Consider the following 14,930-nt stretch of genomic DNA (forward strand, 5'->3'; position numbering starts at 1 on the left):
CAGATCGAAAGTGAAGAATTTTATTCGATTCGCTGGGTCGGTCAGGGGTACCGGGTGGACGCACGAGAGACCCAGAGGAAGGAAGAGTTCATGCATGCAGCACGTCTCCGAACCGCCTCCGTCGCCCTGGCCGCGAGCGTAGGAATGGTCCTCGCCACGACGGGTGTCGCGCAGGCCGCGCCGGTCAGCCAGCAGGCACCGGCCGCCGCACCCGCGGCCGCACCCGCGGTGAGCACGCCCGTCACCGGCAGCTTCACCGACGCGCTGGGCGGAGCCGGCAGCTTCGCCGGCACCTTCACGCCCACCCGGTTCGTCAACCAGGACGGTCAGCTGGCCGCCGTCGGCACGCTGGCCGGCACCCTGACCAACTCCGCCGGGACGTCGCTCGGCGCGATCAGCCAGCAGATCACCGTGCCGGTCCAGGCCAGTGCCACCTGCGACATCCTCAACCTGGACCTCGGCCCGCTGGACCTCAACCTGCTCGGTCTTCAGGTGCACCTGGACGAGGTGGTGCTCGACATCACCGCGCAGCAGGGCCCGGGCAACCTGCTCGGCAACCTGCTCTGCGCCGTCGCCGGCCTGCTCGACAACACCGGCGGTGCCGGTGGGGCCCTGAACGGGCTGGTCGCCCTGCTCAACCGCATCCTCGGGGCGCTCTGATCCACCTCGACCTCACGGAGCTGAGGGCGGAGGCCATCGGGACCCGGTCCCGGTGGCCTCCGCCGCGTCCCGCCTCGGCGACCGCCTCCACGGCCAGGTGCCGGACCCGCGTCCGGGGCCACCTGCCCCGCACCCCGGGCCGGGCCGCCAGGTAGCCGGTGATCCTCGCGACGCCCCAGCCGTGCGCCTCGCGCAGCCCGCGGGCGAGCATGCCGAGGTAGACCGGGGCGGGCGACGCCCAGTCCACCTCGGACGCCCGGTGCGGGGCGGTGAAGGTGAGCATCGGCAGGCCGTCGCGCGTACCGACCCGGAGCAGGGTCTCGTAGCGGCCGGGGCCGAGGGTGGCGCGGCCGGTCTCCACCGCCACCCGGATCAGGTCCAGGTCCGCGCCGGGCGGCCGGTACATCTCCTGCGCCGCCACGTCGGCGAACTGCTCGACCGTCACCAGGTAGCCCCGCACGGCCGCCCGGCCGGGCAGGTCCGGGTCGTAGAACGCCATCCCGCCGGTCCAGGCGCGCGACTCGCCGGCGAAGTAGACGCCGCCGGGAATCAGCCCGGGAACCGTCCGGCGCGGTGGGCGGCAGTCCCGGCAGCCCGGGTACGTGCGCAGCCCACCGGGCGGGCGCCCGCCGCGCAGGTACCGGTCGAGCCGCGCCGCGTGCAGGTTGGAGCCGTACGCGACGTACCAGAGGAGCCGCTCGGTCAGAACCAGCAGGTCCGCCCGGCGGCGTGGCTGACCTGGACGGTGTGCGTCACGCAGCCGCCGGCCGACACCAGGTGCAGCAGGAACGCGGTCGGCTCGGCGACCCACCCGATCTCCGCGTCGTCCGCCATGGCCAGGCTCACCTGCATCCAGGTGCTCGGCGCGGTGGTCAGCACCGTGCCGGCGAAGGCACTGGTCACCGGCCGGTGCAGGTGGCCGGCGGCGACGCGGACCACGTGGGGGTGGCGCCCGATCACCTCGGCGAGGGCGTCCGCGTCGGTGAGCCCCATGGCGTCCATGGCCGGGACGCCGACCGCGACGGGCGGATGGTGCAGGCACACGACGGCGGGTGCCTCGGGGCGGCCGGCGAGCACGCCGTCCAGCCAGCCGAGCTGGTCGTCGCCGAGCCGCCCGGCGTCGTCGCCGGGGGCGTGCGAGTCGAGCACCACGAGCGTCCCGTCCGACTGGTCCACGTGGTAGTGGGCCGAGAAGCCGCCACCCAGGTACGGGGTGCCACCGAAGGTGTCGAGCAGGGACTCCCGGTCGTCGTGGTTGCCGGCGGCGAGGTGGACGGGCAGCGGGAAGCGCGCGATGATCTCGCGCAGCGCCAGGTACTCGTCCGGGCGACCGTTGCTCACCAGGTCGCCGGTGATCACGACGCAGTCGGGCCGGGGGCGCAGAGCGAGCACCCGGCCGAGCGCCCGGTGCAGCCCGGACGCCTGCTCGGCGGCGAGCGGGCCGGTGGTCACGTGCGGGTCGCTGAGCTGGGCGATGAGCATCGGCGCCTCCTGACGAGCCCGGGACCCCCACGCTATCGCCGCCGACCTCCGCCGCGGGGCCCCGCGCACCCACAGGCCCCGTCCACAGCCTGTGGATAGCACATGTGTACGAAGGTCGCCGGCTCCCACGATGAGTACCCTTGATCGCGCCCCGCCCCCTCCGAGCAGGAACGACGTGGATCACGAGCGAGTCGTCCGAGACGTCACGGTCCGCCTTCCGATGGCGTCGACCGCGCTGGAGGCGTGCCAGTGGACCGTCGCGGCGCTGGCCCGGCACACCCCGGCGACGATCTCGATCCTGCTCCAGGTCCACGGCCGGCTCCGCTGCGTCGCCGCCACCGGCGCCTGGCAGGTCTTCTCCACCGTGCCGTTGAAGACCGCGGCCGACAACGCCGGCACCCCGCGCCGGGAACCGGAGCCGTCGATCGTGGCCCGCGTGTACGACTCCGGCGAGCCCGCCACCGTCCCCGACGTGACCGCCGACCCCGACTACCTCCCGGTACGCCCCGACGTCACCGCCGAGATCTGCGTGCCGGTGCGGGACCGGGCGGGCCGGCCGCTCGGCGTGCTGGACCTCCAGTGGAGCGGCCCGGTCGAGACCGACCGGTGGCGGGCGACCGCACAGCGGCTGGCCGACCGGCTCGGCGCCCGGATCGGGGCGCTCGGCGGTCCGCCGGCCGAGAGCCGCAGCGAGAAGCTGCTCCGGCACGCCGCCGCGATGACCACCGCCCCCACCGACTGGGACCTGATGACCGCCGCGATCACCGCGGCGCGGGACGTCTCGGCCCTCTCCGCCGCCGTGCTGATCCTCGCCGGCCGGCGCGAGCCCCGGCTGGGCGCGCCGACGGGCACCCCCGGCCCGCTGGAGGCCCGGATCCGGGCCGAGCTGGCCGAGGCCGGGCCGGCGGCGCTCGGCCGGATGATCGCCCGGGCGCACCGGCACGGCTCGGCGTACACGCTGGGCGAGGCGGGGCACCCGCCGACCGAGGACTACCTGCCGCTGACCCGGGCCGGGGCGCGCACCCTGGTGGCGGTGCCGGTCGGCCCGCCGGACGGCGGCGGGGTGCTGCTGGTCGCCGACGAGCGGCTGCTGCGCCCCGACCCGACCACGGTCAACCTGATCGAGCTGCTGGCCGGGCAGGCGTGGACCTGCCTCGACCGGCTGCGTACGCTCGCCCGGCTGCGCGAGCAGGCCAGCTCGGACCCGCTCACCGGGCTGCGCCACACCGGGCCGTTCGGGCAGCGGATCGCGAGCGCCACGCCGGGGCGTACCGCCCTGCTGGCGATCGACGTGGACGGCTTCAAGAACGTCAACGACACGTACGGCCACCAGGCCGGCGACCGGCTGCTGGTGGGGCTGGCCCGGGCGCTGGAGGCGGCGCTGCGCCAGGGCGACGAGCTGTACCGCACCGGCGGCGACGAGTTCGTCGCGGTGATCGAGGTGAGCCGCCCCGAGGAGGCCGTCCGGATCGCCGAGCGGCTCACCGAGGCCGCCCGCCGCGTCGGCCGGACCATCAGCGTCGGCGTCGCCCTCCCCCGCCCCGGCGAAACCCCGGAGCGCACCCTACGCCGCGCCGACCAGGCCCTCTACGCCGTGAAACAACAGGGCCGAGACGGCGTACACCTCTCCGCCGCGTAACCCCCCACCCCACCCACGCGATCCTGCACTTTCGGCCCGGTTCACCCGGGCACAAAGTGCAAGATCGACGGGAGGGGCGGGGGTCAGTGGGTCAGTTCCCTGGCCAGGAGTTCGGCGATCTGGGCTGTGTTCAGGGCGGCGCCCTTGCGTAGGTTGTCGCCCGTCACGAAGAGGTCCAGGGCACGGGGGTCGTCGACGGCGCGGCGGATCCGGCCGACCCAGGACGGGTCGGTGCCCACCGCGTCGATCGGCATCGGGAACTCGCCGGCGGCCGGGTCGTCGACCAGGATCACACCGGGCGCGTTGCGCAGCACCTCGCGGGCCCCCTCGGCGTCCACCTCGGTGGCGAAGACGGCGTGCACCGCGACGGAGTGACCGGTCACCACCGGCACCCGGACGCAGGTGGCGGAGACCTTGAGGTCGGGCAGCCCGAGGATCTTGCGCGACTCGTTGCGCATCTTCAGCTCCTCGGACGACCAGCCGCCGTCCGCCAGCGAGCCGGCCCAGGGCACCACGTTGAGCGCCAGCGGCGCCGGGAACGGACCCAGCTCGTCGCCGACCGCCTGCCGGACGTCGCCCGGCCGGGAGCCGAGCACCCGGTCCCCGGCGATCTTGCCGAGCTGGGCGTGCAGCGCGTCCACGCCGGCCTGCCCCGCCCCGGAGACCGCCTGGTACGAGGCGAGCACCAGCTCGCGCAGGCCGTACTCGCGGTGCAGCGGGGCGATCGCCACGATCATCGCGAGCGTGGTGCAGTTGGCGTTGGCGATGATCCCCTTCGGCCGGTTGCGGACCTGCTCGGGGTTGATCTCGGGGACGACCAGCGGCACGTCGCGGTCCATGCGGAACGCGCCGGAGTTGTCCACCGCCACCGCGCCGCGGCTGACCGCGATCGGCGCCCACTCGGCCGAGACCTCGTCCGGGACGTCGAACATGGCCACGTCCACCCCGTCGAACGCCTCGGGGGTGAGCGCCTGGACGGTGAGCATCTCACCCCGGCACTGCACCTGGCGGCCGACCGAGCGCTCGGAGGCGAGCAGCCGGATCTCGCCCCACACGTTGCGGCGGGAGGAGAGGATCTGGCACATCACCGTGCCGACGGCACCGGTCGCTCCGACCACGGCGAGGGTGGGCAGCGACGACATCCGCACTACCGCCCGGTGCCGGCGTAGACGACGGCTTCGGTGTCACCACCCAGGTCGAAGGCGTCGTGGATGGCCCGGACCGCCTTGTCGAGGTCGGTGTCCCGGCAGACCACGGAGACCCGGATCTCCGAGGTGGAGATCATTTCGATGTTCACGCCGGCCGCGCCGAGGGCGGCGAAGAAGCCGGCCGCGACACCCGGGTGCGAGCGCATGCCGGCGCCGATCAGGGAGACCTTGCCGACGTGGTCGTCGTAGAGCAGGCCCTTGAACTTGACCGACTCCTGGATCTTGCTGAGCGCGGCCATCGCGGTCGGGCCGTCGGTCTTGGGCAGCGTGAACGAGATGTCGGTGCGGCCGGTGCCCTCGGTGGACACGTTCTGCACGATCATGTCGATGTTGATCTCGGCACCGGCCACGGTGTCGAAGATCCGCGCGGCGGCGCCCGGCTCGTCGGGCACCCCGACGATGGTGATCTTCGCCTCGCTGCGGTCGTGGGCGACCCCGGTGATCAGTGCCTGTTCCACAGGAAGGTCCTCCATCGATCCGGTGACCATCGTGCCGGTGTTGGTCGAGTATGACGAACGGACGTGGATCGGCAACCCCGCGCGCCGGGCGTACTCGACGCTGCGCAGGTGCAGCACCTTGGCGCCGCAGGCGGCCAGCTCCAGCATCTCCTCGTAGGTGATGTGCTTGATGTGCCGGGCGTTCGGCACGATCCGCGGGTCGGCGGTGAAGACCCCGTCCACGTCGGTGTAGATCTCGCAGACGTCCGCGTCGAGGGCGGCCGCGAGGGCCACCGCGGTGGTGTCCGACCCGCCCCGGCCCAGCGTGGTGACGTCCTTGGTGTCCTGCGAGACGCCCTGGAAGCCGGCCACGATGACCACCGCGCCCTCGTCGAGCGCGCCCTTGAGGCGACCCGGGGTGACGTCGATGATCCGGGCCCTGCCGTGCACCGAGGTGGTGAGCACGCCGGCCTGCGAGCCGGTGAACGAGCGGGCCTCGTACCCCAGGTTGTGGATGGCCATGGCGAGCAGCGCCATGGAGATCCGCTCTCCGGCGGTGAGCAGCATGTCCAGCTCACGGCCGGGCGGGAGCGGGCTGACCTGGTTGGCCAGGTCGAGCAGCTCGTCGGTGGTGTCCCCCATGGCGGAGACCACCACGACCACGTCGTCGCCGGCCTTTCGGGCGGCCACGATGCGCTCGGCCACCCGCTTGATCCGCTCGGCGTTGGCGACGGAGGACCCGCCGTACTTCTGCACCACGAGTGCCACGACGGTGCACTCCCTCCCAGCGACGACCCTGAGCGTGCCGGCGCCGCCGGTTTCTTCGGTCCGGCGGCGCGTGTCAGACCACCCCAGGGTATCGGGCGCCGCACGGCGCCGGGTCGGGTGATCCCACCATCCGGCCCGGCGTGGGGCGGCTCACCGGGGCCGACCCGGCCGCGCGACACGCCGGCCGGAACACCGTACGGCGGGCTCCCCGCACCCGGGCCGGCACCGCAGAATGACCCGGTGCACGCACACCGACGCGCGGCCCGGCGGCTGACCGGCGCCCTGGCGCTCACCCTGCCGGCGCTCCTGGCCGCCTGCACCGCCGACCCGGCGAGCCCGGCCCCGACCAGCACCGCCGATCCGGTCCCGGCCGAGGTGGACGCGGCCCGCGACGAGCTGGCCGCGCTGGCCGCCGCCGCGCAGGACCGGCACCTCACCGCCACGTACACCTTCGAGCCAGCCGGAGGCGCGGCCCGGACGGTCGCGGTGACCAGCGCGAACGACGGCACCTGGCGGGTGGACGTGCCCGGTTGGGGGCAGGGCGGCGCCGTGGACGTCTCGCTCGCCGCGAACGCCGACGGGCTCTTCCAGTGCGCCCTGCCCTCGGCCGGCTGGGCGCAGCCGGCGGGCTGCGTACGCCTCGGCGACGCCGACGACGCCGTGCCCCGGAAGCTGGACCCGCGGGTGCAGCACCCGTTCACCGACTGGCTGGAGGTGCTCACCGACCGGCGTGCCCCGCTCGCGGTCTCGCCGGCCGGCGCGCTGCCGGGGGTGAGCGGCGAGTGCTACTCGGTCGAGTCGACCTCGGCCTCGCTGAACGCCCCGCTGGACGTGGGCATCTACTGCTACCGGCCGGACGGCACCCCGGCGGCGGTCCGGGCGGCCTTCGGCACCCTGCGGCTGGCCGGCGAGCCGGGCGCGGCGCCGGCCACCGTGCAGCTGGCCGGGCCGGTCACCGAGGGCGAGCCGGTGAGCCGGGAGGCGGCGTCGCCGACCGACAGCCCGAGCGCGGGAACGCCCTGACCCCGATGTCCGTTACGGGTGCTCTTGGCCACATCTGGCCGGGGGCGGTCGAGGGTGCAAAACACCCATCAAGGAAACTTCTCCGCATGCTCGACCTCACCCCGCTGCTCGCCTTCCGCTGGAGCCCGCGCGCCTTCGACCCGACCGCCGAGCTCACCGGCGACGAGGCCACCTCGCTGCTGGAGGCCGCCCGCTGGGCTCCCTCGGCGGGCAACGCCCAGCCGTGGCGGTTCGCACTCGGGCACCGGGACGACGACACCTGGAAGCGGCTGCTGGTCAGCCTCCCCGACGACGACCAGCGCTGGGCCCGGCACGCCGCGGCGCTGCTGCTCGGCGCGCACACCGGCGGCGACCCCGAGCGGGCCGCGTACGACCTGGGTCAGGCCGTCGCCCACCTGACCGTGCAGGCCACCGCGCTCGGCCTGCACGCGCACCAGCTCACCCGCTTCGACCGGGCCGGCCTCGCCACCGAACTGGACCTGCCGGTCGGCATCCGGCCCACCGTCGTGGTCGCGATCGGCCGGCTCGGCGACCCGTTCGCCCTGCAGGAGGACCTGCGGGACCGGGAGACCGGGCTGCGTCGCCGCCGGCCGCTCGCCGACCTGCTCCTGGCCTGATCCGCCCCGGCCGGGCTCAGCCGCCGCCGCTGGCCCGGAGCAGCACCGTCGCCGCCTCGGTGTTGCGGTAGCGGACGTGCCGGCCCTCCCGGGACCGGGAGACCAGGCCGGCGGCGTGCAGCGCGGCCAGGTGCTGCGACACGTTCCCGCCCGACATCCCGGTACGCCGGGCCAGGTCGGTGGTGGTGGCCGGCGCGGAGAGCAGGTGCAGCAGCGCGGCCCGGCCGGCGCCCACCACCCGGGCCAGCGGATCCCCGGGCGTGGCGGGAACCGGCTCCCAGAGCGTCCCGACCGCCCGGACCGGGTACGCGCCGGCCGGCAGCGAGTCCTCCAGCAGGTTCCACAACACCCGCCGGTCGGTGAACACGCTCGGGTTCAGTGCCAGCCCGCGCCCACGGAGGTCGAAGTCCCGCTCGAACGGGTCGTCGCTGACCACTCGGTCGCCCAGCCAACGCAGGCTCGGGTGGAGCTGCGCGAACAACCGACCGGCACCGCCCTCGGCGAGCTGGGCCGCGCGATAGGCGACGTCGGCGTCGAGCAGCGCCCGCATCCGCGTCCAGTCCGGGGCGATCGCCTCGTCGTACCAGACCCGCAGCGCGTCGACGACCTGCGGCAGCAGCCCCCGGGGATCGGCGAGCAGCGCCTGCCCGAACGGACTCAGCGGCCCTCGTGGGGTCGTCGCCAACAGGTCCTGGACCACCACGTGCGGCGGCGTCGCCGCGATCTGGTCGAGCTGCTCGGTCATCTCCACGCCCGGCCGGGCCGCCGGCGTGAGGAAGTCGGGTAGCCAGCGGCGCGGACGGGTCAGCTCCACCAGCGGGCGGACCCGGTCGAACACCTCCGGGCGGCGCAGCGTCAGCCGGGCCCGGTCGATCCACGGCAGATGCACGGCGTAGCGGACCGGATCGGCCAGTGCCCACATGCTCATCACCGTCTCGTTGGCCGGCGAGACGGCGAGCCGCACTCCCGCGACATCGGCCAGGCTGAACCGCAACTCGGACACGCGCGCACCCCCGGACGCAGGATTCGCCTCAGACTAAAAGGCTCGACCGGGGCCGTGGGGGCACGGTTCACACCGGCCATGGGGGCCAGAGATACCATCCGCACCGCCGTCCGGCACGTCGTACCGCCCGCCGGGCTGACCCGCGCCCTGGCCGTGCAGGCCATGGTCTACGCCGTCGGCAGCGGCCTGTTCCAGGCCGGCAGCGCGGTCTTCTTCACCCGGGCGCTCGGGCTCAGCGCCGCCCAGGTGGGGCTGGGCCTGTCCGTCTCGGCCGGGGTGTCGCTGCTGGGCACGGTGCCGCTGGGCGGGCTCACCGACCGGTACGGACCGCAGCGGGTCTGGGTGCTCGGGCTGGTGCTGGAGGCGGCGCTCTTCGCCAGCTACCCCTTCGTGGGCGGCTTCGCCGGGTTCCTCGCCGTGGTGGTGGCGCTGGCCGCCGTGGACGCCGCGACCGGGGTGGCCCGGCAGGTCTACTCGATCAACGCGCTCCCCCCGGCCGAACGGGTCACCGCGATGGCGTACCAGCGCTCGTCGCTGAACGTCGGATTCGGGCTGGGCGCGGTGATCAGCGGCCTGGTGCTGGCCGTGGACACGATCACGGCCTACCGGGGGATGGTCTGGTTCATCGCGGCGGTGTTCCTGGTGACGTCGCTGTTCGTGCGGCGGCTGCCCCGGCTGCCGCAGGTGGCCCGGCCGGCCGAGCCGATGAGCCGGCTCGCCGTGCTGCGGGACCGGCCGTTCATGGCGGTGGCCCTGCTCTCCGGTCTGCTCACCGCGCACCAGACGCTCTACCTGACCGTGATGCCGCTCTGGATCCTCACCCACACCGACGCCCCGAAGACGGTGATCGCCGGGCTGGTGCTGCTCAACACGGTGCTGATCGTGCTGCTCCAGGTACGCGCCAGCCGGGGCGCCGACACCGCGCCCGGCGCGGCCCGGGCGTCCCGCCGGGGCGCGCTGCTGATCGCCCTGTTCTGCCTGGTCCTGCCGATCTCCGGGGTGACCCGGGGCGCGCTCACCATGGTGGTGCTGGTGGCCGCCGCGACGCTGCTGATCGTCGCCGAGCTGGTCGAGTCGGCCGGCAGCTGGGGGCTCACCGCCACCCTGCCGCCGGCCGCCCAGCGCGGCGCGTACGTGGGGGCGTTCCGGCTCGGTACGCAGGTGCAGTACCTGATCGCCCCGGCGGGGCTGACCGCGCTGGGGGTCACCACCGGTGGCTGGGGCTGGTTCCCGACCGCGGCGATCTTCGCGCTGATCGGGCTGGCGATCGTACCCGTGGTGGCCTGGGCCGGGCAGACGCCGCGGTTGGGCGCCGCGACGCCGGACGAGGCCGTGACGCCGGACGAGGCCGTGACGCCGGTCCCATAGTCCGGACCTGGCTTCCCACCACCGGTCTCACCACGTAGGGTGACCTTGTCATGTGGCGGGCGTACCTTCTCCTTGGCTGCCGCGACGAGGCCTGACCGGCCGGCACCTCGTCGCGGAGTTGAACCGCGCCGTCCAGCACATCCGAACTTCTTCTCGGCACCGCCGCGCACCGTCGCCCGGCACTCCGCCGACACCTTCCGATCTGCTGACGCCACATGTTCCCAGGGAGCACTCCGAGATGGCTCAACCTGTCACCGACGCTGAGACCGATCCGATCGCCCGGCAGCGCCCCAGCCGGATGCCGTTCCAGCGTTACCTGCCCTACCACCAGCAGTTCCGGTTCGACCTGCCGGACCGCGCCTGGCCCACCCGCCGCGTCGAGACCGCGCCCCGCTGGTGCGCCGTTGACCTCCGCGACGGCAACCAGGCCCTGATCGACCCGATGTCCCCGGAGCGAAAGCGCCGGATGTTCCAGCTGCTGGTGCAGATGGGCTACAAGGAGATCGAGGTCGGCTTCCCCTCGGCCAGCCAGACCGACTACGACTTCGTCCGCCAGCTGATCGAGCAGGACCTCATCCCGGAGGACGTCACCATCCAGGTGCTGACCCAGTGCCGGGAGCACCTGATCGACCGGACCTTCGAGTCGCTGCGCGGCGCCCGCCGGGCCATCGTGCACTTCTACAACTCGACCTCGACGCTCCAGCGCCGGGTGGTCTTCGGCCTGGACCGGGACGGCATCACCGACATCGCCACCACCGGCGCCCGGCTCTGCCAGAAGTACGCGGAGATCCACACCCCGGACACCGACATCCACTACGAGTACTCGCCGGAGTCGTACACGGGCACCGAGCTGGAGTACGCGCTGGAGGTCTGCTCCAAGGTCATCGACGTGGTCGACCCCACCCCGGACCGGAAGCTGATCGTCAACCTGCCGGCCACCGTCGAGATGGCCATGCCGAACGTCTACGCCGACTCGATCGAGTGGATGCACCGGCACCTGCCCCGGCGGGACAGCCTGGTGCTCAGCCTGCACCCGCACAACGACCGGGGCACCGGGGTGGCCGCCGCCGAGCTGGGCCTGCTGGCCGGCGCCGACCGCATCGAGGGCTGCCTGTTCGGCAACGGCGAGCGCACCGGCAACGTCGACCTGGTGACCCTGGGGCTGAACCTGTTCTCCCAGGGCATCGACCCGATGATCGACTTCTCGAACATCGACGAAATCAAGCGCGCGGTCGAATACTGCAACCAGCTGCCGGTGCACGAGCGCCACCCGTACGCGGGCGACCTGGTCTACACCGCCTTCTCCGGCTCCCACCAGGACGCCATCAAGAAGGGCTTCGACGCGCTGCACGCCGACGCGGCGGCGGCCGGGATGCCCGTCGACGAGTTCACCTGGGCCGTGCCCTACCTGCCGATCGACCCGAAGGACCTGGGCCGCACCTACGAGGCGGTCATCCGGGTCAACTCGCAGTCCGGCAAGGGCGGCGTCGCGTACATCATGAAGTCCGAGCACCAGCTCGACCTGCCGCGCCGCCTCCAGATCGAGTTCTCCGGCGTGGTCCAGCAGGTCACCGACCACGACGGCGGCGAGGTCGAGCCGGGCACCATGTGGGAGATCTTCGCCCGCAACTACCTGGCCGACCACCAGGTCGACCCCGCGGTCACGCTGGCCGGCTACGCCATCGGCACCGCCGAGGGCAAGGTCGAGATCGAGGCCCGCGTCGGCTACGACGGCGAGGTCCGCCCCCTCACCGCGGTCGGCAACGGCCCGATCGACGCGTACGTCAACGCGCTCCAGTCGGTGGGCGTGGGCGTACGGGTGCTCGACTACCACGAGCACGCGCTCTCCTCCGGCGGGGACGCGCAGGCCGCCGCGTACGTGGAGTGCGAGGTCGACGGCCGGACCGCCTGGGGCGTCGGGGTGGACGCCAACATCGTGACCGCCTCGATCAAGGCGGTCACCAGCGCGGTCAACCGCGCCCGCGCCTGATCCCGCTCCGGGAAGGGCCCTCCGCCGACGGGGGCCCTTCCCGCCGGGGGCGGTGGATCAGCAGGGCGGCCAGCACCGCCCCGGCCAGCAGCAGGCCGGCGCACCAGAGCATCGCCCCGCGGAACGCGTCGGCCAGCGCGGTCTTCTGCTCGTACCCGGTGCCGGAGAGGCCGACCAGCAGCGGCAGCGCCGCCACCGCGAGCAGGCCGCCCGCCCGGGAGGCGGCGTTGTTGAAGCCGCTCGCCACCCCGGCGAACCGGTCCGCCACCGCAGCCAGCACGGACGCGGTCAGCGGGGCGACCACCAGGGTGAGCCCCGCCCCGAACAGGACCACCCCGGGCAGCACGTCCACCCAGTACGACGCCCCGGGGCCGACCCGGCGCAGCAGCAGCAGTCCGGCCGCGGCGACCACCGGGCCGACGGTGAGCGGCAGCCGGGGGCCGATCCGGGCGGCGAGCGCCCCGGCACGGGCCGAGCCGACAAGCAGCAGCAGCGTCATCGGCACGGTGGCCAGGCCGGTGAGCAGGGCCGACCAGCCGACCACGTTCTGCAGGTAGACGGCGAGGAAGAAGGTGAACCCGCCGAGGGCCGCGTACACCACCACGGTGAAGATGTTCAGCACCGAGAAGAGCCGGCTGCCGAACAGCCCGGTGGGCAGCATGGCGGCGTCGCCGCGGCGCCGCTCGACCAGCACGAAGACCACCGCGCCGAGCACCCCGAGCAGCGCCGCGACCAGCACCGTCGGGGAGCCGGCGCCGCGCGCCGGGGCGTCGATGAGGGCGTACGTGACGCCGCCGAGGCCCAGCGCGCCGAGCAGCGCGCCGGCCACGTCGAACCGCCGGCCCGCCCCGGTACGCGAGGCGGCCTCGTCCCGGCTCTCCGGCACCCAGCGCAGCGCGGCGAGCACCACCCCGACGGCCAGCGGCAGGTTCACGAAGAAGATCCACCGCCAGGAGAGCGTGTCGATCAGCCAGCCACCGAGGAGCGGGCCGAGCGCGGTGGACACCCCGGAGAGCCCCGACCAGGTGCCGATCGCCCTGGCCCGGTCGTCCGGGTCGAAGCTGGCCTGGAGCACGGAGAGCGAGCCGGGGGTGAGCAGCGCCCCGCCGGCGCCCTGGAGGAACCGGGCCGCGATCAGCCAGCCGGTGCCCTGGGCCAGCCCGCAGAGCACCGACGCCACGGCGAACCACACCACCCCGACCAGGAAGACCCGCCGCCGCCCGAACCGGTCGCCGAGCGCGCCGCCGAGCAGCACGAAGGCGGCCAGCATCAACAGGTAGCCGTTGACGGTCCATTGCAGACCCGCCACGGTGGCGCCCAGCTCGGCGCCGAGCCGGGGCAGCGCCACGTTGACCACGGTGCTGTCCAGGAAGACCATGCCCGAGGCGAGGATCGCGGCGAGCAGCGTGCCGCGTCCGGCCGTGGAGCCGATACGCAGCGCGGGGGCGGGTGCGGTCATGGGTAACCACTCTGCCCGGCGCTCCACTTCCGACGCCACGAATCACGGAAACCGTCGCCGGGTACTGTGCGGACTCGCCCGGAGCACGCAAGCTGGAGAGGTGTCGTCTGTGCGTACGAGATCAGGAGCCCGTGCCGGGATGGCCGTCGCGCTCACCGCGGTGCTCGCCCTCGGCGTGGCCGGCTGCGTGCCGGTCGACGAGCCGGACACGCCACCCAGCAGCGCCGGCAACGTCAACCAGCAGCTCGGTGAGCTGACCGTCGCCGCCGCCGGGTCGATGAAGGGCTACAGCCGGACCCGCTTCCCGCACTGGCGGGACACCGGCAAGAACTGCGACGTGCGGGACACCGTGCTGCAACGGGACGGGGAGGGCATCAAGCTCTCCGGCTGCAACGTGGTCGGTGGCCGCTGGGAGAGCCCGTACGACGGGCAGGCGCTGACCGATCCGGCCGACGTGGACATCGACCACATGGTGCCGCTGGCCAACGCCTGGCGCTCCGGCGCCGACGAGTGGGACGACGCGAAGCGCGGCGACTTCGCCAACGACCTGACCCGGCCGCAGCTGATGGCGGTTTCCCTCCGCTCCAACCGGGCAAAGGGTGACCAGGACCCGTCCCAGTGGAAGCCGGCGAACCGCTCGTTCTGGTGCCAGTACGCCGCGGACTGGGTGACGGTCAAGCACTACTGGCGGCTGACGGTGACCAGTGCCGAGAAGGCCGCTCTCACCGACATGTTGGAGGGCTGCACATGGGCGAACAAGCCGTGACCGGTGCCGGCGACACACCGGCGCCGGAGAGGACGCCGGACGCCACCGGCGAGGACGCCGCGGCGGCGGCCGGCGGTGCGACCGCGCCCGGCCCGACCTCGGCCGGGATGACGGCGGACGGCACGCCGGCCGCCCCCGCCGACGTCTCCGGGGCCGGGATGTCCGCCGACGCCACCCCGCCCGCGCCCGCCGGCGCCCCGCCGGCACCCGGGCCGCAGGAGCGGACCAGCGACATCACCGCCGGCGCGGGCGGGGTGATGACCGACGAGGCCGGCGTGGTGACCGGCGACCTGACGCTGCGCACCGAGTACGCCGACGGCCAGGTCACACTGCGGGTGCAGTACAAGGACGCCGACGAGTGGTACGCGGTGACCGGCGGCCGGGTGCCGCTGGCCGACCCGGCCGCGCTGGACGCCGTACACACCGTCGCGGTGGCCCTGCTCAACCGTCCCGAGGGCTGACCGCTCCGAACGCGACGAGGCCCCTTTCCCGCGCCGGGGAAGGGGCCTC

14 protein-coding genes are annotated in these 14,930 nt (G+C 73.9%); 8 read left to right on the forward strand and 6 right to left on the reverse strand.

Translation table 11 applies throughout. The annotated features are described in order from the left end of the window. The first annotated feature begins 90 nt into the window (after positions 1-90). On the forward strand, positions 91-660 hold the full coding sequence (locus tag IEY96_RS27515; protein ID WP_189197708.1) for a hypothetical protein: 570 nt from the start codon (positions 91-93) through the stop codon (positions 658-660). Here the strand turns inward: IEY96_RS27515 and IEY96_RS27520 are convergent. Together IEY96_RS27520 and IEY96_RS27525 are read right to left on the reverse strand one after the other, a co-directional pair. Then, positions 635-1,471: a histone deacetylase gene (locus IEY96_RS27520; protein ID WP_229791936.1), complete on the reverse strand. Its 837-nt coding sequence runs from the start codon at positions 1,469-1,471 to the stop codon at positions 635-637. The two genes, IEY96_RS27515 and IEY96_RS27520, sit on opposite strands and share 26 nt — an antisense overlap. After that, positions 1,363-2,142 (reverse strand): phosphodiesterase, encoded by a 780-nt coding sequence (locus IEY96_RS27525; protein WP_189197709.1) that lies wholly within the window; start codon positions 2,140-2,142, stop codon positions 1,363-1,365. The genes IEY96_RS27520 and IEY96_RS27525 overlap by 109 nt, the downstream gene beginning before the upstream one ends. Positions 2,143-2,272: 130 nt before the next feature. Between IEY96_RS27525 and IEY96_RS27530 the strand changes: the two genes are divergently transcribed. After that, a complete protein-coding gene (locus IEY96_RS27530) occupies positions 2,273-3,781 on the forward strand; it encodes a diguanylate cyclase domain-containing protein (protein WP_373293656.1) in 1,509 nt (502 codons plus the stop codon). Positions 3,782-3,864: 83 nt separating this feature from the next. On the opposite strand, the gene IEY96_RS27535 is transcribed toward IEY96_RS27530, so the two are convergent. Together IEY96_RS27535 and IEY96_RS27540 are read right to left on the reverse strand one after the other, a co-directional pair. Continuing rightward, a complete protein-coding gene (locus tag IEY96_RS27535) occupies positions 3,865-4,923 on the reverse strand; it encodes an aspartate-semialdehyde dehydrogenase (protein ID WP_189197711.1) in 1,059 nt (352 codons plus the stop codon). A gap of 5 nt (positions 4,924-4,928) precedes the next feature. Next, positions 4,929-6,194, reverse strand: coding sequence for an aspartate kinase (locus tag IEY96_RS27540; RefSeq protein ID WP_189197712.1), 1,266 nt, complete (start codon positions 6,192-6,194; stop codon positions 4,929-4,931). Positions 6,195-6,434: 240 nt separating this feature from the next. Between IEY96_RS27540 and IEY96_RS27545 the strand changes: the two genes are divergently transcribed. Both IEY96_RS27545 and IEY96_RS27550 read left to right on the forward strand, forming a co-directional pair. Then, positions 6,435-7,217, forward strand: coding sequence for a hypothetical protein (locus IEY96_RS27545; protein WP_229791937.1), 783 nt, complete (start codon positions 6,435-6,437; stop codon positions 7,215-7,217). A gap of 86 nt (positions 7,218-7,303) precedes the next feature. Next, positions 7,304-7,834, forward strand: coding sequence for a nitroreductase family protein (locus IEY96_RS27550; protein WP_189197713.1), 531 nt, complete (start codon positions 7,304-7,306; stop codon positions 7,832-7,834). A 16-nt stretch (positions 7,835-7,850) separates the two neighbouring features. Here the strand turns inward: IEY96_RS27550 and IEY96_RS27555 are convergent, their stop codons facing one another. Next, positions 7,851-8,837, reverse strand: coding sequence for an ArsR/SmtB family transcription factor (locus tag IEY96_RS27555; RefSeq protein ID WP_189197714.1), 987 nt, complete (start codon positions 8,835-8,837; stop codon positions 7,851-7,853). 78 nt (positions 8,838-8,915) lie between these two features. Here IEY96_RS27555 and IEY96_RS27560 point away from each other — a divergent pair, with 78 nt between their 5' ends. Together IEY96_RS27560 and leuA are read left to right on the forward strand one after the other, a co-directional pair. Continuing rightward, a complete protein-coding gene (locus IEY96_RS27560; RefSeq protein WP_189197715.1) occupies positions 8,916-10,205 on the forward strand; it encodes an MFS transporter in 1,290 nt (429 codons plus the stop codon). Positions 10,206-10,443: 238 nt separating this feature from the next. Continuing rightward, positions 10,444-12,195, forward strand: coding sequence for a 2-isopropylmalate synthase (gene leuA / locus IEY96_RS27565; RefSeq protein ID WP_189197716.1), 1,752 nt, complete (start codon positions 10,444-10,446; stop codon positions 12,193-12,195). Here leuA and IEY96_RS27570 read toward each other — a convergent pair. After that, positions 12,176-13,654, reverse strand: a complete 1,479-nt coding sequence (locus tag IEY96_RS27570) for an MFS transporter (protein ID WP_189197717.1) — start codon at positions 13,652-13,654, stop codon at positions 12,176-12,178. The genes leuA and IEY96_RS27570 overlap by 20 nt on opposite strands. Before the next feature lie 139 nt (positions 13,655-13,793). On the opposite strand from IEY96_RS27570, the gene IEY96_RS27575 reads away from it, so the two are divergent. Both IEY96_RS27575 and IEY96_RS27580 read left to right on the forward strand, forming a co-directional pair. Continuing rightward, positions 13,794-14,420, forward strand: a complete 627-nt coding sequence (locus IEY96_RS27575) for an HNH endonuclease family protein (RefSeq protein WP_229791938.1) — start codon at positions 13,794-13,796, stop codon at positions 14,418-14,420. Then, complete coding sequence (locus IEY96_RS27580; protein WP_189197719.1) at positions 14,402-14,881, forward strand: hypothetical protein; 480 nt, start codon at positions 14,402-14,404, stop codon at positions 14,879-14,881. Before IEY96_RS27575 ends, IEY96_RS27580 begins: the two co-directional genes overlap by 19 nt. Positions 14,882-14,930 lie beyond the last annotated feature (49 nt).

This window comes from Micromonospora fulviviridis, assembly GCF_014648395.1.
GTDB classification, from domain to species: domain Bacteria; phylum Actinomycetota; class Actinomycetes; order Mycobacteriales; family Micromonosporaceae; genus Micromonospora; species Micromonospora fulviviridis.